Origin of the sequence: Pseudonocardia asaccharolytica DSM 44247 = NBRC 16224 (genome assembly GCF_000423625.1) — a bacterium.
GTDB classification, from domain to species: Bacteria; Actinomycetota; Actinomycetes; order Mycobacteriales; family Pseudonocardiaceae; genus Pseudonocardia; species Pseudonocardia asaccharolytica.
The window spans coordinates 87,536-110,186 of sequence record NZ_AUII01000007.1; the positions used below are offsets into that span (position 1 = coordinate 87,536).

Annotated in this window: 19 protein-coding genes; 7 read left to right on the top strand and 12 right to left on the bottom strand. The window is 73.3% G+C overall.

Annotated elements, in window-relative coordinates:
- Positions 1-173 precede the first annotated feature (173 nt).
- Entirely contained in the window at positions 174-1,373 is a 1,200-nt protein-coding gene (locus G567_RS0110550) for a tyrosine-type recombinase/integrase (protein WP_051232745.1), read from the top strand.
- Between the two features lie 132 nt (positions 1,374-1,505).
- Positions 1,506-1,649, top strand: coding sequence for a hypothetical protein (locus tag G567_RS34120; protein ID WP_154667140.1), 144 nt, complete (start codon positions 1,506-1,508; stop codon positions 1,647-1,649).
- Positions 1,650-1,710: 61 nt separating this feature from the next.
- Here the strand turns inward: G567_RS34120 and G567_RS0110555 are convergent, their stop codons facing one another.
- The 8 genes from G567_RS0110555 to G567_RS0110590 form a co-directional block, all read right to left on the bottom strand.
- Complete coding sequence (locus G567_RS0110555) at positions 1,711-2,754, bottom strand: ferrochelatase (protein WP_028929961.1); 1,044 nt, start codon at positions 2,752-2,754, stop codon at positions 1,711-1,713.
- A gap of 4 nt (positions 2,755-2,758) precedes the next feature.
- On the bottom strand, positions 2,759-3,535 hold the full coding sequence (gene fabI, locus G567_RS0110560; RefSeq protein WP_028929962.1) for an enoyl-ACP reductase FabI: 777 nt from the start codon (positions 3,533-3,535) through the stop codon (positions 2,759-2,761).
- Between the two features lie 99 nt (positions 3,536-3,634).
- The gene (gene fabG, locus G567_RS0110565) at positions 3,635-4,345 is read right to left on the bottom strand and encodes a beta-ketoacyl-ACP reductase (RefSeq protein WP_028929963.1); all 711 of its coding nucleotides are present in this window, start codon (positions 4,343-4,345) and stop codon (positions 3,635-3,637) included.
- Positions 4,346-4,408: 63 nt separating this feature from the next.
- The gene (locus G567_RS0110570; RefSeq protein ID WP_028929964.1) at positions 4,409-5,401 is read right to left on the bottom strand and encodes a VWA domain-containing protein; all 993 of its coding nucleotides are present in this window, start codon (positions 5,399-5,401) and stop codon (positions 4,409-4,411) included.
- Positions 5,402-5,444: 43 nt separating this feature from the next.
- Entirely contained in the window at positions 5,445-6,398 is a 954-nt protein-coding gene (locus tag G567_RS0110575) for a DUF58 domain-containing protein (protein ID WP_028929965.1), read from the bottom strand.
- Between the two features lie 32 nt (positions 6,399-6,430).
- Positions 6,431-7,468: an AAA family ATPase gene (locus G567_RS0110580; protein ID WP_028929966.1), complete on the bottom strand. Its 1,038-nt coding sequence runs from the start codon at positions 7,466-7,468 to the stop codon at positions 6,431-6,433.
- A gap of 58 nt (positions 7,469-7,526) precedes the next feature.
- A complete protein-coding gene (locus G567_RS0110585; RefSeq protein ID WP_211223891.1) occupies positions 7,527-8,204 on the bottom strand; it encodes an ATP-dependent Clp protease proteolytic subunit in 678 nt (225 codons plus the stop codon).
- Positions 8,201-8,464 carry a helix-turn-helix domain-containing protein gene (locus tag G567_RS0110590; protein ID WP_037056738.1) on the bottom strand — a complete coding sequence of 88 codons (264 nt, stop codon included), beginning with the start codon at positions 8,462-8,464 and terminating at the stop codon, positions 8,201-8,203. The genes G567_RS0110585 and G567_RS0110590 overlap by 4 nt, the downstream gene beginning before the upstream one ends.
- Positions 8,465-8,547: 83 nt before the next feature.
- On the opposite strand from G567_RS0110590, the gene G567_RS0110595 reads away from it, so the two are divergent.
- Complete coding sequence (locus G567_RS0110595) at positions 8,548-11,580, top strand: alpha-mannosidase (protein ID WP_028929969.1); 3,033 nt, start codon at positions 8,548-8,550, stop codon at positions 11,578-11,580.
- Positions 11,577-13,511: a glycoside hydrolase family 172 protein gene (locus tag G567_RS0110600; protein ID WP_028929970.1), complete on the top strand. Its 1,935-nt coding sequence runs from the start codon at positions 11,577-11,579 to the stop codon at positions 13,509-13,511. Before G567_RS0110595 ends, G567_RS0110600 begins: the two co-directional genes overlap by 4 nt.
- On the opposite strand, the gene G567_RS0110605 is transcribed toward G567_RS0110600, so the two are convergent.
- Positions 13,456-14,775, bottom strand: a complete 1,320-nt coding sequence (locus G567_RS0110605; protein WP_245585620.1) for an NlpC/P60 family protein — start codon at positions 14,773-14,775, stop codon at positions 13,456-13,458. The two genes, G567_RS0110600 and G567_RS0110605, sit on opposite strands and share 56 nt — an antisense overlap.
- Before the next feature lie 309 nt (positions 14,776-15,084).
- Between G567_RS0110605 and G567_RS0110610 the strand changes: the two genes are divergently transcribed.
- The 3 genes from G567_RS0110610 to G567_RS34125 all read left to right on the top strand — a co-directional run bounded on the left by G567_RS0110610 (position 15,085) and on the right by G567_RS34125 (position 19,299).
- Positions 15,085-17,889 (top strand): aconitate hydratase, encoded by a 2,805-nt coding sequence (locus G567_RS0110610; RefSeq protein WP_028929972.1) that lies wholly within the window; start codon positions 15,085-15,087, stop codon positions 17,887-17,889.
- 105 nt (positions 17,890-17,994) lie between these two features.
- A complete protein-coding gene (locus tag G567_RS0110615; protein WP_028929973.1) occupies positions 17,995-18,705 on the top strand; it encodes a sulfite exporter TauE/SafE family protein in 711 nt (236 codons plus the stop codon).
- Between the two features lie 378 nt (positions 18,706-19,083).
- Complete coding sequence (locus G567_RS34125) at positions 19,084-19,299, top strand: GNAT family N-acetyltransferase (protein WP_147200902.1); 216 nt, start codon at positions 19,084-19,086, stop codon at positions 19,297-19,299.
- 118 nt (positions 19,300-19,417) lie between these two features.
- On the opposite strand, the gene G567_RS0110625 is transcribed toward G567_RS34125, so the two are convergent.
- From G567_RS0110625 to egtC, 3 genes are all read right to left on the bottom strand, one after another.
- On the bottom strand, positions 19,418-19,876 hold the full coding sequence (locus G567_RS0110625; RefSeq protein WP_028929974.1) for a cupin domain-containing protein: 459 nt from the start codon (positions 19,874-19,876) through the stop codon (positions 19,418-19,420).
- Positions 19,877-20,855: 979 nt separating this feature from the next.
- Positions 20,856-21,827 (bottom strand): L-histidine N(alpha)-methyltransferase, encoded by a 972-nt coding sequence (gene egtD, locus G567_RS0110640; RefSeq protein ID WP_028929976.1) that lies wholly within the window; start codon positions 21,825-21,827, stop codon positions 20,856-20,858.
- Positions 21,824-22,651 (bottom strand): ergothioneine biosynthesis protein EgtC, encoded by an 828-nt coding sequence (egtC, locus tag G567_RS28065; protein ID WP_051232747.1) that lies wholly within the window; start codon positions 22,649-22,651, stop codon positions 21,824-21,826. The genes egtD and egtC overlap by 4 nt, the downstream gene beginning before the upstream one ends.

The following is a 22,651-nucleotide window of genomic DNA, read 5'->3' on the forward strand; positions in this document are numbered from 1 at the left end:
GCCACATTCTCAAGATCCACCGGTGCGTCAATGAATGGATGACATTGAAGAGCGAGGCGACCGTGCCATCCCCGAGCGGCACCACCGCCACCGCGTTGTGGAGCCATGACGTCGTGGGCGGATGGTCGCCACGCGCGTTGTGGAGCCATAACGCGACAGAGGAAGATCGAGCCGTGAGCGCAGACGCCCTGGTGCTGCTGGAAGCCGTCCGCGAGGACACCGTCGGGAAGCCCGTGCTGCCCGAGGCGGGCTGGCCCGGGGTCACCGACCCCGACACGTTGCGTGCGCAGCTGCTCGACTGGCTCAGCCAGTACGACAACGCCGGCACCCGGCGGACCTACGCCTACGCCCTGGGCCTGCCCATCGCCTGGGTGGACGCCATCGGCGGCACCCCCGCGGCCCCGCCGCAGGCCGGTTCGACGCGCTGCCCTCCCCCGGCACCGCCCGGGCCGCTGCACCAGCTGGCCTGGTTCCGCTGGTGCGCCCGGCAGTCGCTGGACCCGCGGGCGGCGACGTCGGCCCAGGTCAAGGCGTGGCTGCACGCGCTGTCGTCCGCCGGGGCGCAGCGGCGGACCCGCCAGCGGATGCTCTCGACCCTCTCGGCGCTCTACGGCCATCTCGCCGAAACCGGCGTCGTCCCGGCCAACCCGGCCGCGCTGAACCGTTCGCGGCTCGGGCTGGCGAGCAGCGCGCGCGAGCCCTCACCGACCGTCCGGCTCACCGCCGCCCAGCTGCGCGCCCTGCTCACCGGTGCGGCGACGTTGCACTACACCGCCGATCCCCGGCTGCGGCGGCTGTATCCGCTGCGCGGCGTCGCCGTGGTGGCGCTGCTGACCCTGGGCCTGCGGATCTCCGAACTCACCGGGCTCGACCGCGGCGACATCTACCGCACCGGCGGCGAGGAGGTGGTGCGGGTGCTGGGCAAGGGCGGGCTGCGCCGCGAGGTGTACCTGACCGACCTGGTGCGCACCGCGCTCGACGCCTATCTCGCCGAGCGCGACCGGCTCTCCGGCGGCGCGGTGCCCGCCCGGCGGGGCCGCACCGCCGCGGGCGGCTCACCGCTCATCGCCACCCGCGACGGCGGTCGCTGCTCCCGGGTGGATCTCTACCGGCTGCTGCGCCGGATCGCGGCGGGCGCGGGTCCGGAGCTGGCCGACGTGGCCGACCGGGTGCACCCGCACGCCCTGCGGCACGCCTATGTGACGATCGCGCTGGAGCGGGACGCGCCGATCCAGCACGTCCAGGCCGACGTCGGGCACGCGACGATCGCGACTACGCAGCACTACGATCGCGGCCGCCGCACCCGCGACACCACCGCCGCCGACCTGGTCGCCGCGGCGATCGCCGCCGTCGGGTCGTCCGGCCCGAGCTGAGCGAACTCGGCCTCCGACCGACGTCGCGCCGGTAGGCTGCCAGCTATGGCTCAGCCGGACGACCGCGACGTGAACGAGCTCCGCGGGTAGATCCGGGATTTCCGTCGCGCCACCACGTCCAGCCTCAGCGCCATGCGTGCCGATCCGGCCGACCAACGCTCCGAGCTGGCCGAGCTGCGCGGACTGCTGGACGCCCTCGGCGCCGGGCAGCAGCGGATCGTCGACGCAGCAGCGGATCGTCGACCTTATGGGCACGCTGACCGAGCAGCGGGGTGAACGACCCGACGCCACGTAGCCCGCGTACCGCCGCACGGGGTCCGGCGGTACGCGATCGGGGTTATTCGGGGCGGACCGGATGCCGCGCGGGCAGGCAGCACTCGACCGCGCACGGCGCGCCGTTGACCGTGCATCCCGCGCGCGGGACCCGGCCCAGCCCGCGCGGCGCGGCGCCCTCGGTGTGCTCGGCGATCAGCTCGACGACCATGTCGGCGAACCGCGGATCGGGCCCGGCCGTGGCCGCGCGGGCGAAACCCATCCCCAGCTCGGCGGCCCGCCCGGCAGCCTCGGTGTCCAGGTCCCACACGACCTCGACGTGATCGGAGACGAATCCCACCGGCGCGATCACCACGGCCGGCGCGCCGCGCGCGTGCAACACCTCGATGTGGTCGAGGACGTCCGGCTCCAGCCACGGCACCTGCGGCGGCCCGGAACGCGACTGCCACACCAGGTCGTGCCCGGCCGCCCCGACCTCCGCGGCGACGAGCCGGGCCGCCTCGGCCACCTGGCGGGAGTAGCGATGGCCCCCCTCGGCGGGCGGACCCGCGGCGGCGTCCGCGGCCGTCGGGATCGAATGCGCGGTGAAGACCAGCCGTGCGGCGTCGCGGACCGCGGCCGGCAACCGCGCTCGTGCCGCGCGTACCGCGTCGGCGTTGGCCGCCACGAACAGCGGATGGTCGAAGAAGTGCCGCAGCTTCACCAGCTCGGGGGCGGCGGGCCCGGCGGCCGCGCGGGCGTGCGCGATGTCCTCGTCGTACTGCCGGCACGCCGAATAGCCGCCGTAGGCGCTGGTGGCCAGGACCAGGGCGCGGCGCACCCCGTTGCGGGCCATCGCCGCGACGGTGTCGGAGACCATCGGATGCCAGTTGCGGTTGCCGAAGTAGACCGGCAGGTCGGTGCGCTCCCGAATGGCCGCGATCAGCTCGCGGTTGCGTGCGTTGAGCGGCGAGACGCCGCCGACGCGGCGGTAGTGCTCCTCGACGGCGTCCAGCCGCTCGGGCGGGACGTCGCGGCCCCGCACGACGTTCTCCAGGAAGGGACGCACGTCGTCCGGGTGTTCGGGACCGCCGAACGACAGCACCAGCAGCGCGTCGACCGTGCTCACCGGCTCACACCCCGACCGCGTGGAACCCTCCGTCGGCCCACACCATCGAGCCGGTGGTCACCGGCAGCCAGTCCGACAGCAGCGCGCACACGGTCTTCGCGACCGGAACCGGGTCGTTGACGTCCCAGCCCAGCGGTGCCCGGGCATCCCAGGCGTCCTCGAAGGCCGCGAAGCCGGGGATCGACTTCGCCGCCATCGTCCGCACCGGTCCGGCCGCGACCAGGTTGACCCGGATGCCGTTGCGCCCCAGATCGCGGGCCAGGTAGCGGGTCACCGACTCCAGCGTCGACTTCGCGACGCCCATCCAGTCGTAGGCCGGCCAGGCCTGCCGGTTGTCGAAATCCATCCCCACGATCGAGGCACCCTCGCCGAGCAGCGGCAGCAGGGCCGTCGACAGCGACTTGAACGAGTACGCGCTCACCTGGATCGTCGTCGCGACGTCCGCCCAGGGTGCGTTCAGGAACGCGCCGTCACCCAGGCAGGATGCGGGCGCGAAGCCGATCGAGTGCAGCACGCCGTCGAGCGCCGGATCGTCGCCCAGATGCGGCGAGACGCGCTCGACGAGGCTGTCGAGCTGGTCCTGGTCGGCGACGTCGAGTTCGACGACCGGGGCGGGCTTCGGGAGCCGCTGCGCGATCCGCTCCACCAGCCGCATCCGGCCGTAACCGGTGAGGACGACCTCGGCCCCCTGCTCCTGGGCGAGCTTCGCGGCATGGAACGCCAGCGAGGCGTCGGTGATCACGCCGGTGATGAGCAGCCGCTTGCCGGCGAGCAGTCCCATGAGATGCCTTTCGGTGAGTCGCGTCGGGTCGGGGCCGATTCCGGGGCCGATTCCGGGGCCGATTCCGGGGCCGATTCCGGGGCCGATTCCGGGGCCGATTCAGTGGCCCATGCCGAGGCCGCCGTCGACCGGGATGACCGCACCGGTGACGTAGCCGGCGGTGTCCGAGCCCAGCCAGGTAACCGCCGCGGCGATCTCCTCGGGGCTCGCGTACCGCCCGAGCGGGATCTGGCCGAGGATCTCGGCGCGCCGGGCGTCGGGCAGCGCGCGGGTCATGTCGGTGTCGACGAAACCGGGGGCGACGACGTTGGCGGTGATCCCGCGCGAACCCAGCTCGCGGGCGACGGAACGGGCCAGCCCGACCAGCCCGGCTTTGGCGGCGGCGTAGTTGACCTGCCCGGCCGAGCCGGAGAGTCCCACGACCGAGGAGATGAAGATCATCCGGCCGCCGCGGGCCTTGAGCATGCCACGCGAAGCGCGTTTGGCGACGCGGTAGGCCGCGGTCAGGTTGGCGTCGACGACCCGGGTGAACTGGTCCTCGCTCATCCGCATGAGCAGCGTGTCGTCGTTCATGCCGGCGTTGGAGACGAGCACCTGCACCGGGCCGTGCTTCTCCTCGACCTCGGTGAACGCCCGGTCGATGGCCTCGGTGTCGGTGACGTCGCACTGCACCGGGAGCAGCTCGCCCGGCAGCCCGTCGGCGCCGACGCGGTAGGTCACCGCGACCTGGTCGCCCTGGGCTGCGAACGCCTGGGCGATCGCGAGCCCGATCCCACGGTTTCCTCCGGTCACCAACACGCTGCGTCCCACGGCGATCAACCTAGTGCACGGCCTCCCCTCCCCCGCGAGTCGCGGGGGTCAGGCTCGCGGGGGTCAAGGGAGGCGGCGGCCCAGCAGCAGGCCGCCGCCGAAACCGGCGACCAGCAGCAGGACCCCGCCGGCGAGCCAGGGCCTGCTCGTATCGACCCGGCGCACCTCGTAGCCGATCTGCTCGCCCAGCTCCGAATAGACCTGACGCAGCTCGCTCTCGGAGGCTGCGGTGAAGAACTGGCCGCCGGACAGCCGGGCGATCTCGCGCATCGAGGCGTCATCGACCGCCACCCGGGTGCGGCCACCCTCGATGTCGATCGTCCCGTACGCCGTGCCGAAGGAGATCGTCGAGACCGGGATCTCGGCCTCCGCCGCCTTCTTCGCGGCGGTGAACGCACCGCGCGGCTCGTTCTCGCCGTCCGGCCCCGGCACCGTCTGTTTGCCGTCGCTCATCAGCACGATCCGCGCCGGCGGCGGACCCTCGGAACCGGCCCCGCCTGCGCTCGCGATCGACTGCGAGAACGACTCCACCGATTGCATCGCCGCGAAGATCGCCTCACCGGTCGCCGTGGACTCCGACAGCTTCAGCCCGTCGACCGCGCGCTTGACCGCCTCCCGATCCGTCGCCGGGGACACCAGCACCGCGGCGGTCCCGGCGAACGACACCAGGCCGAGGTTGATCCCCGGCGTGAGCTGGTCGGCGAACGCCTTGGCCGCGGTCTGCGCGGCGGCGAGCCGGGACGGCTGGACGTCGGTGGCCTTCATCGACAGCGACACGTCGATGACCAGCATGACCGTCGCCCGGTTGCGCGGCACCTTGGCCTCCGCCTGCGGCCCGGCGAGCGCGACGGTCAGCACCGCCAGCGCCGCGAGGAACGCCGCGGCCGGCAGATGCCGGTACCGGCCCGGACGCTTCGGCGCGACGCTGTCGAGCAGTTCCAGGTTGGTGAACCGGACGACGTCACGGCGGCGGCGGCGCAGCAGCAGCGCGTAGCCCGCGACGAGGCCGGCCACGACGAGCAGCCCGAGCAGCCACCAGGGATGCGCGAAGCTCACGGCGCCACCGCCGCCGCACGTGAGCGGCGCACGCGCCACCGGGTCACCGGCCACCCCCGGACCAGGCGCGTTTGCGGGCCAGCACGAACCGCACGATGTCAGCGATCCAGTCCGAGTCGGTGCGCAGGGTCAGCTGCGCGGCCCCGCACCGGCGCAGCGTCGCGGCCACCCGGTCGCGGTGCGCCGCGGCGGCCGCCGCGAACTCCCGGCACAGCAGCGGCGAGGTGACCACCTCGCGCTGCCGGCCGGTCTCCGGATCGGCCAGCACGACCGTGCCGACGTCGGGCAGCTCCAGCTCCCGCGGGTCGAGCACCTCGACGGCGAGCAGGTCGTGGCGCGCCGAGAGCGCCCGTAACGCGCGCTCCCAGGTCGGCTCGCCGAGGAAGTCCGAGATCACCACCGCCAGGCCGCGCCGCCGCGGCGGGCGGCGCAGCTGCTCGATCGCCGCGGCCAGCTCGCCGCGAGTGCCCTCCGGCGCGCGCGGTGTCTCGGCGACCCGCCGAACCAGGCCCCTGGCGTGCGCGAGCCCGCCCCGGGCGGGGATGCGCAGGGTCTGCGCGCCGGTCGCGACCAGTGCGCCGATCCGGTTGCCGCCGCCGCGGGTCAGATGCGCGACCGCGGCGAGCGCGGCCACCGCGAGATCCCGCTTCTCGCAGGCGGCAGTGCCGAAGTCGAGGCTGGGCGACAGGTCGAGCACCACCCAGATCTCCAGCTCGCGGTCGGCGACGGTCTCCCGGACGTGCGGCGCGGTGGTGCGTGCGGTCACCGCCCAGTCCATCCGCCGGACGTCGTCGCCGGGCTGGTAGATCCGGGCCTCGCCGGGTTCGCTGCCGGGTCCGGGGACCAGCCCGAGATGGTTGCCCTGCAGCAGGCCGTCGAGCCTGCGGCGGACCGACAGCTCGAGATTGCGCAGGGCCGCCTCGAGCCTGCCGTCGCGCAGCGAAGGGGGCGCGGTCGCCGGGCGGCGCACCGCGGGCCCGGACCCGGCCGCAACGATCGGCCGCTCCGGGGTCGGCGCGGCGTCAGCGGTCACGACGCGCTACCCGCCGGGCTGTACTGGGGCCGCGCGGTGACCTGCGGCAGCGGGACGGTCTGCAGCACCCGGGAAATGATGTGGTCGATCGGAACCTGGTCGGCCACGGCGTCATAGGACAGCACCAGGCGGTGGCGCAACACGTCGGGGGCGACGTCGAGGATGTCCTGCGGGAGGACGTAGTCGCGACCCCGGACCAGCGCCAGCCCCCGGGCGCCCGCGACGATGCCCAGGCTCGCTCGCGGCGAGGCGCCGTAGGACACCCAGCCCGCCAGGTCGGGCAGACCGTGTTCGGCGGGCGTGCGGGTGGCGACCACCAGGCGCACCACGTAGTCGACGAGCGCGTGGTGCACGAACACCCGCGAGGCCACCCGCTGCAGCCGCCGCAGCGTCTCCGGGTCGATGATGCGCTGGGCCACCGGGGGTTCGGCGCCCATCCGGTAGACGATCTCGCGTTCCTCCTCGACCCCTGGATACTCAATTATGATCTTGAAGAGGAACCGGTCCCGCTGCGCCTCGGGCAGTGGGTAGACACCCTCGTTCTCGATCGGGTTCTGGGTGGCCAGCACGAGGAACGGATCGGGCATCGGGAAGGTCTTCCCCCCGATCGACAGATGCCGCTCGGCCATCACCTCGAGCATCGCCGACTGCACCTTCGCCGGCGCCCGGTTGATCTCGTCGGCGAGCACGAAGTTCGCCACGACCGGGCCGAGCTCGACGTCGAACTCCTCGCGGCCCTGCCGGTAGATCCGGGTGCCGATGATGTCGGCGGGCACCAGGTCCGGGGTGAACTGCAGGCGGGCGAACGTGCCGCCGATGACCTTCGCCGCGGTCTCCACCGCGAGCGTCTTCGCGACGCCGGGCACGCCCTCCAGCAGCAGATGCCCCCGGGCCAGCAGGCCCACGAGCATCCGCTCGATCAGCCGGTCCTGCCCGACGATCACCCGCTTGATCTCGAAGACGACGTGCTCGAGCAGCTCGGCGTCGCCGGCGGGACCGTCGGACTGCTCCGGGGAGGCGGGGTGCGTGCTCACGAGCCCATTTCAGCGCATCCAGCGTGAGAAGGGGGTGAACCAAAGCGATTCGGGCGGCTCAGCGCCGGGCGGGCGAGTGCCTGCGCCGCTCGCCGGCGACCGCGTCGATCAGCCCGTAGTCCCGCGCCTCGTCGGCGGTGAGGATGCGGCCGGTGTACATGTCCCCGGCCACCTCGTCGAGCGGGCGGCGGCAGGCCGTGGCGAGGCGTTCCTGCAGCAGCCGCAGCCTGCGCCGGTGCTCCTCGGCGCGGGCCTCCACGTCGGCCGCGTGGCCGCTGGTCTGCATACGCGGCTCGCGCAGGGCCAGGACGGCGCGCGCACCCGCGACGCGCCGGTCGGCGACGGCGAGGAGGGCCACCGCAGCGCCGGTGAGGCCGCCCACGCACGTCGCGTGGACCGGCACGCTCACCAGGTCGAGGGCGTCGAGAAGGGTGAGGGTGTCGTCGAGGTCGGCGTCCACATCGCAGAGCCGCAGCTCGACCGGATCGTCCCCGGAGGCGTCGATGATCGCCAGCGACGCGGTCGCGCGGTTGACCACGGCCGGGCCGAGCCGGCCCGACAGCGCCACGATCCGTTGGTCGAGCAGCCGTTGCGCCAGCCAGTCCGGGCCGGTCTCGACGGTGGTGGGGGGCATGGTGGGCAGCGGCGCCTGCGGGTGCGGCCCGGGTTGCCACGGCGTGCGCCGCGGCTCGCCCGGCGGTGGCGGGAGCGGGGGCGGCGGCCAGGTGTCGTTCATGGGGGCTCCTCAGGCGATCGGATCGTCCAGTCGACCGTGCGGCCGAGCGCGGCGGCATACCGCTCCAGTGTGGACAGCCGGGCGTCGACGTCGCCCCGCTCCAGACGTGCCACCGCCGACTGGGACGTACCCATCCGGGCGGCGATCTCGGTCTGGCTCAGTCCGCCCTCCCGCCGGGCCGCGACGAGCTCGTCGAGCAGCGCGCGGCGGCGGTCGAGCATCCCCTGGAGGCCGGGGAAGGACGTGCGACGCAGGGGCATATCGAAGACGATATCTCACAAACGTGATATGCGCCGCGGCGTTGCCGGCGGATACTCGGACGGGCCGGAGGAGGGAGTTCGGCGTGCACGACGACCGCGTACTCACCGAGGACCGGATCGCCCGGGCCGTCCGCGACCGCATCGAACCGGCCATCCACTGGCCGACGCGGCCGCTGCGGGTCGGCGCGTGGGAGGTGCCGGACGAACCCGTCGGGGTCGCGGCGGCCCTGGGCGCCGACTTCCACCCGGCCCGGCTCGGCGACCGGTGGGGCAGGCCATGGGGAACCACCTGGTTCCGGTTCGACGCGACGGTGCCCCCGGACTGGGTGGGTCGGCGGGTGGAGGCGCTGGTGGATCTCGGTTTCGACCTGCCGATACCGGGGTTCCAGGCCGAGGGCCTCGCCTTCACCGCCGCCGGCGTCCCGCTCAAGGGGGTGCAGCCGCGCAGCATCCACGTCCCGGTCGACGCGCCGCCCGGCGGGCCGGTGCGCTTCCTGGTGGAGGCCGCGGCCAACCCCGACGTCGCGGGCGACTGGTCGTTCCGCCCGACCGGGATGGGCGAGAAGGCGACGGCGCCACCCGGGCCGTTGTACCTGCTGCGCCGCGCCGAGCTGGCGGTGTGGAACGAGACGGTCTGGGAGCTGGCCCAGGACGTCGCGGTCGCCGACGGGCTCATGCGCCAGCTCGACGTGCGCGACCCGCGCCGCCACGATCTGCTGCGCGCGCTGGAGCGGATGCTCGACCGGCTGGATCCGGACGACGTCGCCGGCACCGCGCCGGACGCCCGCGCCCAGCTTGCCGCGGCGCTCGGCAGGCCCGCGCACCGCTCGGCCCACCGGATCGTCGCGGTGGGGCACGCCCATATCGACTCGGCGTGGCTGTGGCCGGTCCGGGAGACGATCCGCAAGGTGGCGCGGACCGTCTCGAACGCGCTGCGGCTCATGGAGCACGACCCGCGGTTCGTGTTCGCCTGCTCGCAGGCCCAGCACTACCAGTGGCTCAAGGACCACTATCCGGGCATCGACGCCGAGCTGCGCAAGCGCGTGGCGGCCGGGCAGGTCGTGCCGGTCGGCGGGATGTGGGTGGAGCCCGACGCGAACCTGCCGGGCGGCGAGTCGATGGTCCGGCAGCTCGTCACCGGCAAGCGCTTCTTCCTCGCCGAGTTCGGCGTCGACCCCGCCGTCGGTTGGCTGCCGGACTCGTTCGGCTACAGCGCGGCGCTGCCGCAGCTGCTGCGGCTCGCGGGCGCGCGGTGGTTCGTCACCCAGAAGCTCTCCTGGAACCAGCGCAACCGGATGCCGCACCACACGTTCTGGTGGGAGGGCCTCGACGGGAGCCGGATCTTCACCCACTTTCCGCCGGTGGACACCTACAACGCGGAGCTGTCGGGCGCCGAGCTGGCGCACGCCGCGCGCACCTATGCCGAGCACGGCCGGGGGTCGATGTCGCTGGTGCCGTTCGGCCACGGCGACGGCGGCGGCGGGCCGACCCGGGAGATGCTCGCCGCGGCCGCCCGCACCGCCGACCTCGAGGGCTCCCCGCGGGTCACGCTCGCCTCGCCGGAGGAGTTCTTCGCGGCCGCGCAGGCCGAGTACCCGGATGCCCCGGTCTGGCGCGGCGAGATGTACCTGGAGCTGCACCGCGGCAGCTACACCAGCCAGGCCCGGACCAAGCAGGGCAACCGGCGATGCGAGCACCTGCTGCGGGAAGCCGAGCTGTGGTGCACCACCGCCGCGGTCGCGGGCCGGATCGACTACCCCTACGACGATCTCGACCGGATCTGGAAGGTGGTGCTGCTCAACCAGTTCCACGACATCCTCGCCGGCAGCTCGATCGCCTGGGTGCACCGGGAGGCCGAACAGGCCCACGAACGCTGCGCCGCGGAGCTGGAGGAGATCATCGCGGGCGCCCAGTCGGCGTTGCTCGGGCCGGGGGATGGCGAGGTCGCGTTCAACGCCGCCCCCTACCCGCGCGACGGCATCTCCGCCCTCGGTGCGCGACCCCGCCCGCGGGCCGGCCAGAACCCGGTCGTGGCGCGGCGCGACGGCGACGGATACCTGCTGGACAACGGCGCGCTCCGGGTCCGGGTGGACGCCCGGGGGCTCGTCACCTCGATCCTCGACGTCGGGTGCGGGCGGGAGGTCGTGGCGCGCGGCGGCGCCGCGAACCGGCTGCGGCTGCACCGGGATCTGCCCAACCGGTGGGATGCCTGGGACGTCGACGAGCACTACCGGCGCACTGCCGTCGACCTCATGGACACCGAGGGGATCGCCGTTGTCGGCGGCGGGGTGAGCGTCAGCCGTTCCTTCGGCGATTCGATCCTCACCCAGCGCCTCGCCCTCGGCACCGGCGAGTCCGCCCGCACGGTCGAGTTCGAGACCGTCGTCGACTGGCACGAGTCGGAGAAGCTGCTGAAGGCCTGCTTCGACCTCGACGTCCACGCCGAGCGGTACGCCGCGGAGACCCAGTTCGGGCACGTGTTCCGCCCGACGCATCGCAATACGTCCTGGGACGCGGCCCGGTTCGAGACCTGCGGGCACCGCTGGGTGCACGTCGGCGAGACCGGGTACGGGATCGCACTGGTCAACGACTCGACCTACGGCCACGACGTCTCCCGCACCAGCGGCCCCGGGCCCGCCACCACCACCCAGGTCGGGCTGTCGCTGCTGCGGGCGCCCCTGTTCCCCGATCCGCGAGCCGATCACGGTCGCCACACGTTCCGCTACGCCCTGGTGGCCGGCGCCGACATCGCCGACGCGGTGCGGGCGGGTTACGCGGCGAACCTGGCGCTGCGCACGGTGGCCGGGCGCGGCGCCGTCGAGCCGATCGTGCGGGTCGACCACCCGGCCCTCGTTGTCGAGTCGGTCAAGCTCGCCGAGGACCGCTCCGGCGATGTCGTCGTGCGGCTCTACGAGGCGGTGGGCGGACGGGCGGCGGGGCGGCTCGCGGTCGGGACGCCGCTGGCCGCGGCGACCCAGACGGACCTGCTCGAACGGGAGGTCTCCCCCACCGGGCTGGTCGCCGCCGACCGCGGCGGTGTCGCGGTGGCGCTGCGTCCGTTCCAGATCCTCACCGTGCGGCTGCGCCTGGATCAGGGGCCGGCGGTGCCGCGATGACGGGTGCCCCGGTCCACGGCCTCGCCGCGCTGACCCGCCTCGACCAGCTGCCGCTGCTGCGCCCGCACACCCTCGCGGGCGGGCAGTCCAGCTACCAGCGCGACACCCGCGGCCCCGGCCGGGGCAACCACGACTGGAACAACTTCCTCGGGGTGCGCGGGGACGAGAAGGTGATGCTCGACCAGCGGGGCCCGGGTGTGGTGTACCGGATCTGGGTCACCGGCTTCGATCCGGCGACGGACTGGTTGCGGGTCTACTTCGACGACGATCCCACGCCGCGCATCGACATCCTGCTGGCGGACCTGTTCTCCGGCACCCACGCGCCGTTCCTCGCCCCGCTGGTCGCCGACGACACGGTTTCCAGCGGCGGTTTCACCTGCTACCTGCCCCTGCCCTACCAGCGCGCGATCACGATCACGACCAACATGGGCCGCTATTACAACATCGGCTTCCACACCTTCGGCCCCGGCACCCCCGTGACGACCTGGACCGGCGCCGAGGACACCACCCCGGCGCGCCGGGCGTGGATGAACGCCGGCGCCCACCCGAAACAGCCCTCCGGCGAGGCCACGGTGGCAGGCGTCGGGCAGCTGCGGCCCGGCTCCGTGCGGACGATCTTCGAGGCGGACGGGCCACGGTCGATCTCCGCGATCATGCTCACGGTGCCGGACGTCACGGCCGCCCGGACCGGCCCCGAGACGGCCGAGATCCTCAACGGGCTGGCGATCCGGATGTACTGGGACGGCGAGGCGACCCCGAGCGTGGACGCCCCCCTCGGTGCCTTCTTCGGGATGGGCCGGTTCGGGTCCTGTCCCATCCGGGCGCTCGTGGTCGGCCTGGACGCCGCCGACCGGCTCTACGTCTACCTGCCGATGCCGTTCCGCCGGCACGCCCGCATCGAGCTCGCGAGCACGGGTCCGACCGCGGCCGTCGGCTACCTGCTCCGCCACCACCCACTCACCGGCGACCTCGCCGACGTCGGCTACCTGCACACCCGCCTCACCGCCACGACCCCGTCGGTCGCCGGCCGCGACATCCCGATCCTCGACGTGACCGGCAGCGGCAACCTCGTCGGGGTCACCGCCTCGTACGCCGGCCGCCCGGACCGCTGGTTCCTGGAGGGCGACGAGCGCATCTATGTCGACGACAGTGGTTCGCCCGCGTGCCACGGGACCGGCACCGAGGACTTCTTCAACGGCGGCTGGTACTTCGCCCGCGGCCCCTACACCCAGCCGATGAGCGGCAACACCGCGCACCTGCTCGACGACGGGGCCGCGCGGATCGCGGCCTACCGGTTCCTGCTGCAGGACGCGGTGCCGTTCCGGCGGCGGATCCGGGTGTCCATCGAGCACGGCGGCCACAACGACACCACCACCGACGCCTGGATGCTCGCGTACTACTACCACCAGCCGCGGATCCGCCTCGTGCTCACCGACATCCTCGACGTCGGCGACCGCGCGAGCGAGGCCGCCCACGGCTACCGGATCAGCGGGCAGCGGTGGGCCGGTTCCCGCCGCTACCAGTACGAGGGGGTCGCCGACACCGTCGACGTGCCCGACACCGGCCGGGCGCACCGGGGCACCAGCCGGTTCGTCCTGCGGATCGACCCGGACAACGACGGGGTGCTGCTGCGGCGGCGGTTCGACCAGACGATCGCGAACCAGCGCGCCGACGTGCTGGTCGACGCCAAGGTGATCGGGCCCTGGTACGTCGCCGGGGGCAACCCCTTCCGCCAGTGGCGCGACGCGGAGTTCCTGATCCCGCCGTCCGCGACGGCGGGCAGGAAGACGATCGAGGTGACCATCCGGTTCGTCGCCTCGGCGCTGGACTGGAACGAGTTCACCTACTGGGCGTACTGCCTGCGCCCGAGCGGACTCACAGCACCCGCGACACCGTCGGCAGCAGGCCCCCGGAGTAACGCACCGGGCTGATCCGGACGTGGCCGCCGGAGTACGGCGCCTCGATCATCTTGCCGCCGCCGATGTAGAGCGCGATGTGATAGCTGCGGCCGTTGCGCGCCCAGCCCAGCATGTCGCCCGGCCGCATCTGCGACAGCGGGACCTGGCGGCCGAAGGCGTGCTGGTTGCCGCTGTAGCGGGGCAGCCGCACGCCGACCCCGGCGAACGCGTAGAGCATCAGCCCCGAACAGTCGAAACCGATCTTGTTGTAGTCGCCCATGAGGTCGGCGTAGCCGCCGTCGCGGATGCCTCGGCTCGGCCCGCGGGCGGTACCGCCGCCCCAGGCATAGGTGACGCCGAGCTGCGACATCGCCCGGTCGATCACGATCTGCACGGCACTCGCCCCGGCCCTGGGCGCGGGTGCGGGAGTAGCGGCCCGGCCCGCCGCGCGCGCGGCCGCCGCCTGCTGCGCGGCGCGCTGCCGGGCCGCCTCGGCCTCGGCCTGCTGGCGCTGCCAGTCCTCGAAGCGCCTGCGCTGCGACCGCAGCCCGGCGTCGGCGGTCTCGGCGGCCTCGAGCCTGCGCTGGACGTCGGCCTGTTCGGCGGCGACCGCGGCCAGTCGCCGGGCCTGCTCGGCGGCCGCCTGCTGGGCCTGCGCGACCGCGGCGTCGGCGGCCTGCTTGGCCTCCTGCGCGGCGACCCGCCGCGCCTGGGCCTCCTCCTCCGCGGCGCGGGCCCGCGAGTCGGCGTTCGCCTTCTCGACCCGCGCGCGTTCGAGGCCGTCCAGTGCCGCCGCCTGCTGCCGGCTGATCGCATCGGTGAGCCGGGCGCGGTCGACGAAGTCCTCGGGGCCCGTCGCGGAGGTGAGCAGTCCGAGCGGGCCCAGATCGATGCCGAGCTGGTAGGTGCTGGTGACGAACTCGTCGAGCCTGCGGCGGGCGGCCTCGATGGCCTTCCCGGCGGCCTCGGTCTCCGCGCGGGCGGCCTGCGCACGCGCCGCCGCCGCGGCGGCCTCGGCCTGGGCGGCGTCGAGCACGTCGCGCGCCTCGTTCGCGGCCTCGCGCTGCTCGGCGAGCAGGATCTGCAGCTCGTCGGCCTCGGCGTCCAGCTGGGCGAGCCGGCCGGTCAGCCGGGCGACCTCGGCGGCGCGGCGGGCGACGGCGTCGCGGCTGTTCTGCAGATCCTGCTCGCTGGGGTTCGGCGGGGGTGGCGGGGTGGGCGGCTGGGCCAGCGCCGTCGAGGCCCCGGCCAGCATCGCGAGGACGACGAGCACGACGACGACGCGACCGGAGCGCACCACACCTCCCGCGACAGGCCACCAGCGATGATCACTTCCACAGTGGTCCGACTCTGCCACTTTCGTGCATCCAGTTGCAGTAGCCCCACCGGTATTCGTGCGTAACTTCCACCACATGGGGTAAGGGGGCGGGCCCGAGCGGCGGACGAGACCGCCCGAGGGAGCCCGCGCCGCCACCCTGCGCTCGACCCATTAATAGGACAGGCGTACTGTTTGAGGGGAGCGGGGTCACGCTGCCGGGCAGGGCGCCGTGCGCGAGACTCCGGAACCGAACAGTCGCGCCTACCACCGCCAGGGAGGACACCCATCGTGGCCAGCACCGATAGCTTCGGATCCAGGGGAACCATCGAGGCCGGTGGCGTCGAGTACGAGATCTTCCGGCTGTCCGCCGTCGAGGGCGCCGAGCGGCTGCCGTTCAGCCTCAAGGTGCTGCTGGAGAACCTGCTGCGCACCGAGGACGGCGCCGGCGTCACCGCCGACCACATCCGCGCGCTGGCAAGCTGGGATCCGGCCGCCGAACCGGACACCGAGATCCAGTTCACCCCCGCCAGGGTGATCATGCAGGACTTCACCGGCGTGCCGTGCGTCGTCGACCTCGCGACGATGCGCGAGGCCGTCACGAAGCTGGGCGGAGACCCCTCCCGGGTCAACCCGCTCGCCCCCGCCGAGCTGGTCATCGACCACTCGGTGATCATCGACATCTTCGGCCGCGCCGACGCCTTCGAGCGCAACGTCGAGTTCGAGTACCAGCGCAACCGGGAGCGCTACCAGTTCCTGCGCTGGGGCCAGGGCGCCTTCGACGACTTCAAGGTCGTGCCCCCGGGCACCGGCATCGTGCACCAGGTCAACATCGAGCACCTGGCGCGCGTCGTGATGACCAGAGATGGCCAGGCCTACCCGGACACGCTCGTCGGCACCGACTCGCACACCACGATGGTCAACGGGCTGGGCGTGCTCGGCTGGGGCGTGGGCGGGATCGAGGCCGAGGCGGCGATGCTCGGCCAGCCCGTCTCGATGCTCATCCCGCAGGTGGTCGGGTTCAAGCTCACCGGCGAGATCCCGGCGGGCGCCACCGCTACCGACGTCGTGCTCACGATCACCGAGATGCTGCGCCGCCACGGCGTCGTCGGCAAGTTCGTCGAGTTCTACGGCGAGGGCGTAGGCGCGGTGCCGCTGGCCAACCGGGCCACCATCGGGAACATGAGCCCCGAGTTCGGCTCCACCGCGGCGATCTTCCCGATCGACGCCGAGACCATCCGCTACCTGAAGCTGACCGGCCGGCCCGCCGAGCAGATCGCCCTGGTCGAGGCCTACGCCAAGGAGCAGGGCCTCTGGCACGACCCGGCCCGCGAGCCCGTCTTCTCCGAGTCCCTCGAACTGGATCTCTCGACGGTTGTCCCGTCGATCGCCGGGCCCAAGCGCCCGCAGGACCGCGTGCCGCTGACGGAGGCCAGGGACTGTTTCCGCCAGGCCCTGACCGACTACGTCGATGACGACTTCGCGATCTCCAAGGGCCGCGTCGACGAGGCCTCCTGCGAGTCCTTCCCGGCCAGCGACGCGCCAGCCGTGTTCAACGGCCAGGACACCGCCGACCGGCCGCACAACCACGACCACTCGCCGCTGCCCGAGCGGGCCGTCAAGCGGGTGCCGGTGACGCTCGCGAACGGCACGCAGACCGAGCTCGACCACGGCGCCGTCGTCATCGCCTCGATCACCTCCTGCACCAACACCTCCAACCCGTCGGTGATGCTGGGTGCGGCGCTGCTGGCGCGCAACGCCGTTGACCGCGGCCTCGCGGTCAAGCCGTGGGTGAAGACCTCGATGGCGCCCGGCTCCCAGGTCGTCAGCGCCTACTACGAGAAGGCCGGGCTCTGGCCGTACCTGGAGAAGCTCGGCTACCACCTCGTCGGATACGGCTGCACCACCTGCATCGGCAACTCGGGTCCGCTGCCCGAGGAGATCTCGGCCGCGGTGAACGAGGCCGACCTCGCCGTCGTGTCGGTGCTGTCGGGCAACCGCAACTTCGAGGGCCGGATCAACCCCGACGTCAAGATGAACTACCTCGCCAGCCCGCCGCTGGTCATCGCGTACGCACTGGCCGGAACGATGGACTTCGACTTCGAGAACCAGCCGCTGGGCACCGCGAGCGACGGCAGCGAGGTGTACCTGCGCGATATCTGGCCCTCGGCGCAGGACGTGCAGGCGACCATCGACACCGCCATCACCCAGGAGATGTTCATCCGCGACTACGCCGACGTCTTCCGCGGCGACGAGCGGTGGCGCTCGCTGCCCACGCCGGAGGGCGACACGTTCGCCTGGGACGAGAACTCGACCTACGTACGCAAGCCCCCGTACTTCGAGGGCATGACCCGCGAGCCCGCCCCGGTGAGCGACATCTCGGGGGCCCGGGTGCTGGCGCTGCTGGGCGACTCGGTCACCACCGACCACATCTCCCCCGCGGGCTCCATCAAGGAGGACTCCCCGGCGGGTGCCTACCTGAACGCCCACGGGGTGGAGCGCAAGGACTTCAACTCCTACGGCTCGCGGCGCGGCAACCACGAGGTGATGATCCGCGGCACGTTCGCCAACATCCGGCTGCGCAACCTGCTGCTGGACGGGGTGAGCGGCGGCTACACCCGCGACTTCACCGCCGACGGCGGGCCGCAGGCGACCATCTTCGACGCCGCGCAGAATTACGCCGCCGCAGGCACGCCGCTCGTGGTGCTCGGCGGTAAGGAGTACGGCTCGGGGTCGTCGCGGGACTGGGCGGCCAAGGGTACGGCGCTGCTGGGGGTCCGGGCGGTGATCGTCGAGTCCTTCGAGCGGATCCACCGCTCGAACCTGATCGGGATGGGTGTGCTGCCGCTGCAGTTCCCACAGGGCGAGTCGGCGTCCTCGCTGGGGCTGGACGGCACCGAGACCTTCGACATCGACGGGATCACCGCGCTGAACGAGGGCTCGACGCCGCGCACGGTGCACGTGAGCGCGCGCAAGGACGGCGGCGAGACGATCGAGTTCGACGCCGAGGTCCGCATCGACACCCCGGGCGAGGCCGACTACTACCGGCACGGCGGGATCATGCAGTACGTGCTGCGCGGCATGCTGCGCAGCTGACCCACCAGCGCGTTATGGCTCCATAACGCGGTCCGGGCCCGGCCCCGCAGGAACGTTGTGGAGCCATAACGCGGTCCGGAGTGGCGGGCTGCCTACCGTGGTCGGGTGGAGGTCGTTGCCGCCGGGCTCATCGTGGCCTTCGGCGCCCTGGTGCAGGGCACGGTCGGGTTCGGGATCGCGCTGGTCGCGGCACCGCTGCTGGCGATCCTCAACCCGGCGCTGGTCCCGGTCCCGGTGCTCCTGCTCGCCGCGGCGCACGCGCTGCTGACCCTGGCCCGCGAGTTCCGGGCCACCGACTGGCGCGGCGTGGCCTTGGCGATGATCGGCCGCGTCCCGGGCGCGGCGCTCGGGACGCTCGCCGTGACGCTGCTGCCGGACCGCGAGTTCTCGATCCTGGTGGCGCTGACCGTGCTGACCTGCGCCGGGATGTCGGTGCTGCGCTGCCGGCTGCGGCCCACGGCACCCATCCTGCTGGCGGCCGGGCTGGTGAGCGGGGCGTCGGGGACGGCGTCGTCGATCGGCGGACCGCCGATCGCGCTGGTCTACCAGCACGAGACCGGCCCGCGGGTGCGGTCCACGCTGGGCGCCTACTTCGCCCTCGGTGCCGTGCTGTCCCTGCTGTTCCTCGGGGCGGCCGGGCAGGTCCACGTCGCCGGGCTGCTCGACGGCGCGCTGATGCTGCCGTTCATGGTCGGCGGGTTCCTGCTGTCCAACCCGGTCCGGCACGTCCTCGACCGCGGCTGGACGCGGCCCGCCGTCGTCGCGCTGGCGGTGCTCAGCGCGCTGGGGCTGCTCGCGAAGGCCCTGCTGACCTGAGCCCTGCCGATCCCAGCAGAGCCGCTGTCGTGACCGCGGACGTCACGGCAGCAGCCGTTCCTCGAGCCGGTCGACGGCGGGTTGCTCGCCGGGCACCCGCGGCTGGCCGGTGCGCTCGAGCAGTGCCGGCGCCCCTCCGCCGCGACGGCCCTGGCCAGCGCCGCGGCGTTGAGCCTCGGCCGCGAACGGTCCCGGCCACCTTGGCCCACGCCGCCGCCACCCGGTCCGGATCGGCCAGCTCGCAGGCCCGGGGCAGGGCCCGTTCCACCATTCCCGAGGCGAACCCGAAGAACAGCGCGGTTCGCACCGCCGTCGCTGAGCTGGTCGGCGCGTGTTCGCCGGAGTCGCTGAGCCGGTGGTTCTTCCTCCCGGGGATCGATGCGGCGCGCGTCCTCGATGGGCTACCTGCGTTTCCTGCTCCCGGACGCCGGGGCGAGGCGCTGCTGGCGAGTGTCGAGGCCCGTGGGGTTGCTCACCGCGTTCTGGCACGAACCTCGCCGGGCCGAGATCACCCTTCTCGTCGCCGACGAGTGGCAGCGCCGCGGGATCGGAACCCAGCTGGTGCGCCACGCCCGCGGCGCCTGGGCGAGCTGACAGATCACCGCGACGGTGCAGCCCACCAACACCGGTTCGGTCGCGTTGCTCCGCACACTGGGTCCGCCGCTGCGGGGCGGCGCGTACGAGCTCGGTCCGCTCGAGTTCGAGTTCGTGCTCAGCCCGCAGGCGGATGGATGGGGTCGATCCACGGCACATGCTCGGGATCGGCGATCCCCTCGATGTCGAGGTTGACCACGATCGGGTCGCGGCCGCTGCGGGTCAGCACGCATTCCAGCGGCTCGTCGTCCAGAGCGTTGATCTCCTGATGCGGGACATAGGGCGGCACGAAGATGAACCCGCCGGGCCCGGCCTCGGCGGTGAACTCCAGCCGCTCGCCCCAGCGCATCCGGGCCCGCCCACGGACCACGTAGATCACGCTCTCCAGCTCGCCGTGATGGTGCGCGCCGGTCCGCGCCCCCGGGTGGATCGTGACGGTGCCCGCCCACAGCTTCTGGGCGCCGGCCCGGTCGTAGGTGATCGCCGCCGCGCGGTTCATCCCGGGGGTCTGCGGGGTGTTGGTGTCGAGCGCGTCACCGGGGATGACGCGGACGCCGTCGGTGCGCCAGTCGGTCATGGGGGCAGGCTAGCGGTACTGCCCACGGAGGCCCACCGGCCAGGTCCGCCCTGGCGCCGCACGCCGGAGGTCGTCTCCTGACGCGAGATGTCTCAGTCTGAGACTCCCGGCCCCGCGTGTTCGGCGTTGCCTGTGTCACAGTCACATCAGCAGGGAGAACGCAACGAGGCGTGCGACGGAGGTCTGGAGGATGAGCGAGCGGGCCCGGCTCTCGGGACGGGAGCAGATCGCGATGTCACGAGGCGCGCCGGGAGCCACGACGATCGCCCGCGGCTCACCGACAGCGAGGGTCTGGTGCTCAGCCGCACCTGCGGCGAGCGCTCGCTGCTGCGGGCGCTCGCCGACGTGTATCTCGCGCCGGGGTTCAGCTACGCCGAGCGCGATACGGGAGCGACCGGGCTCGGCCTCGCCCTCGCCGACCGTGCTCCGTCGCTGGTCAGAGCGGACGAGCACTACTGCACGGCGCTGTGGGGCTACACCTGCGCCGCCGTTCCGGTGACGGATCCGGTGACCGGAGAGCTCGTCGGCAGCGTCAACCTGACCACCTGGGCCCAGCAGTCGGCCAACCTCCTGCTGGCGCTGGCGCAGACGGCGGCGGGGAGCACGGCCGCCCTCATGCTGGCCCGCGGTCGTGGCCGGACGCCCGTCCGGTGTCTCGCGGGGAGATGTTCCGGGTCCGGCTCCCGCATTCCGAGGACGAGGTGCCCCTGCCCGAGCTGTCCGTGGGCTGGCAGGCCGGGCTCGCCGACGTCGAGGCCGCGCTGGCCGACGACCGGGCGGTCGCTGTCGTCGGCGAGCCCGGGGTGGGCAAGACCGCGTTACTCGCCGCCGCCCACCACCGCGTGCCCCCGCACGACCGAGCCCTCACCGCCCGCCCGCCGGAGCCGGCGGATGCGGAGTCGTGGCTCGCGCTGTGGAGCCCGGAACTCGGCAACAGAACACCAGCGTCATCGTGGGCCGGGTCGGCGCGGGGCCTCGGTCAGCGGGCGGTGGCCAGGCTCAGGCCGAAGCGGTCCTGCGGATCGGCCCACCAGCGGCTGGGCTCGAACCCGGCGTCGGTGAGCATTGCGCCCACCCCGTCGCGCCGGAACTTCGCCGAGATCTCGGTGCGCATCTCCTCCCCGGCCGCGAACCGCACGACCAGGTCGAGCGCGGCGATGGTGACGGTCATGTCCCGTTCGGCACGCAACCGCATCTCGATCCACTCGTTCTCGGCGTCCCACGCCGCGACGTGGGCGAAGGCCTCCGGATCGAAGTCGGCGCCGAGCTCGCGGTTGAGCACGTGCAGCACGTTGCGGTTGAACTCCGCGGTGACCCCGGCGGCGTCGTCGTAGGCGGGAACGACGATCGCCGGATCGATGACGAGTCCGGTACCCAGCAGCAACTGCTCGCCGGGTTCGAGGACCGAGCGGACATGCGTGAGGAACGCGGCGCGTTCCGCGGGCAGCAGGTTCCCGACCGTCCCGCCGAGGAAGGCGATCATCCGACGGCCGCCGCGGGGCAGCCCGCTCAGGTCGCGGGTGAAGTCGCCGACCACGCCGTGCAGCTCCAGGCCGGCGTACTCGTCGGCCAGCGCGTGCAGCGCGAGCCGGAGCGCGGGCTCGCTGACGTCCTGCGGCACGTACCGGCGCAGGGTGCCGGCACGGGTGAACGCGTCGAGCAGCAGCCGGGTCTTGGCCGACGATCCGGAGCCCAGCTCGACGACGGTGTCCGCGCCGGAGGCGGCGGCGATATCGTCCACGCTGGCCCGCAGCAGTGCCCGCTCGGTCCGGGTCGGGTAGTACTCCGGCAGCTCGGTGATCTTCTCGAAGAGCTCGCTGCCCCGCCCGTCGTAGAACCACTTGGGCGGCAGCTGTTTGGGTTCGGCCATGAGGCCGGCGCGGGCGTCGGCCCGCAGGGCGGTCTCGGCGGCGGACTCGGTCAGGTGGACGTCGAGCAACACGGAACTCATCGGACTCCCTGTGGGTGCGGGGACTGCGGGGACGGCGGGGACGGCAGGGATCGCGGGACCGTGAGCGCGACGAGGCGGTGTCGTCCGGGGAGTGCCACGACCAGGTGCCGGTCGGGCACCGCGGTCCATCCGGGCGACGGATCGAGCGGTTCGGAGGCGACGGTGATCGAATCCGGTGTCGTGCGCAGGGACAGCGCGTGGCCCCACACCGTGGCCCAGATCGTCGAGCCGTCGGTGAGCAGCAGGTTCAGCCGCGATCCCGGGGCCGCCGCCTCGACCGCGACGACGACGTCGGCGAGCGCCGTGCCCGGATCCTCGCCCCCGCGCAGCCGGTGCCGCACCAGCGCCCACAGCAGGGCGGAATCGGTGGGCGCGTCGAGGGTCAGCAGGTCGGTCACCGGCAGTCCGGACGCGAGCGCGGCGACGCTGCCCGGCCAGCCGCGCACCACCCCGTTGTGGCTGAACAGCCAGCGTCCCTCGGCGAACGGGGCGGCCGCGGTGCTGACCACGGGCATCCCCGGCGTCGCCGAGCGCACCGCCGCGAGCACCGCCGAGGTGGCGGTGGCGGCGGCGAGCGTGTGGAACGAGGTGTCCGACCACAGCGGCCGGTCGCTGCGGTAGCGGACCGGCTCGAGCCCCGCCCGATCACCGTCGCCCGCCGACGGGGGCACATACCAGCCGGCCCCGAATCCGTCGGCGTTGACGGTGCCCCCGCCGCGCATATCGGCCGGGGCGTAGGACTGGTGCAGCAGCCCGTGCGGGGGAGCGAGCAGCAGCGCGCACGGCGTCGTCGGCGGACCGAGGTACGCCAGGTGGCGGCACAC

Bases quoted from the DNA above. Each gene is read 5' to 3' on its own strand.
- egtD (WP_028929976.1), bottom strand. From the start codon at position 21,827: ATGAGTTCCGTGTTGCTCGACGTCCACCTGACCGAGTCCGCCGCCGAG.
- G567_RS0110600 (WP_028929970.1), top strand. From the start codon at position 11,577: ATGACGGGTGCCCCGGTCCACGGCCTCGCCGCGCTGACCCGCCTCGAC.
- fabI (WP_028929962.1), bottom strand. From the start codon at position 3,535: ATGGGACTGCTCGCCGGCAAGCGGCTGCTCATCACCGGCGTGATCACC.
- G567_RS34120 (WP_154667140.1), top strand. From the start codon at position 1,506: ATGCGTGCCGATCCGGCCGACCAACGCTCCGAGCTGGCCGAGCTGCGC.
- G567_RS0110625 (WP_028929974.1), bottom strand. From the start codon at position 19,876: ATGACCGACTGGCGCACCGACGGCGTCCGCGTCATCCCCGGTGACGCG.
- G567_RS0110590 (WP_037056738.1), bottom strand. From the start codon at position 8,464: ATGCCCCTGCGTCGCACGTCCTTCCCCGGCCTCCAGGGGATGCTCGAC.
- G567_RS34125 (WP_147200902.1), top strand. From the start codon at position 19,084: ATGCGGCGCGCGTCCTCGATGGGCTACCTGCGTTTCCTGCTCCCGGAC.
- G567_RS0110585 (WP_211223891.1), bottom strand. From the start codon at position 8,204: ATGAACGACACCTGGCCGCCGCCCCCGCTCCCGCCACCGCCGGGCGAG.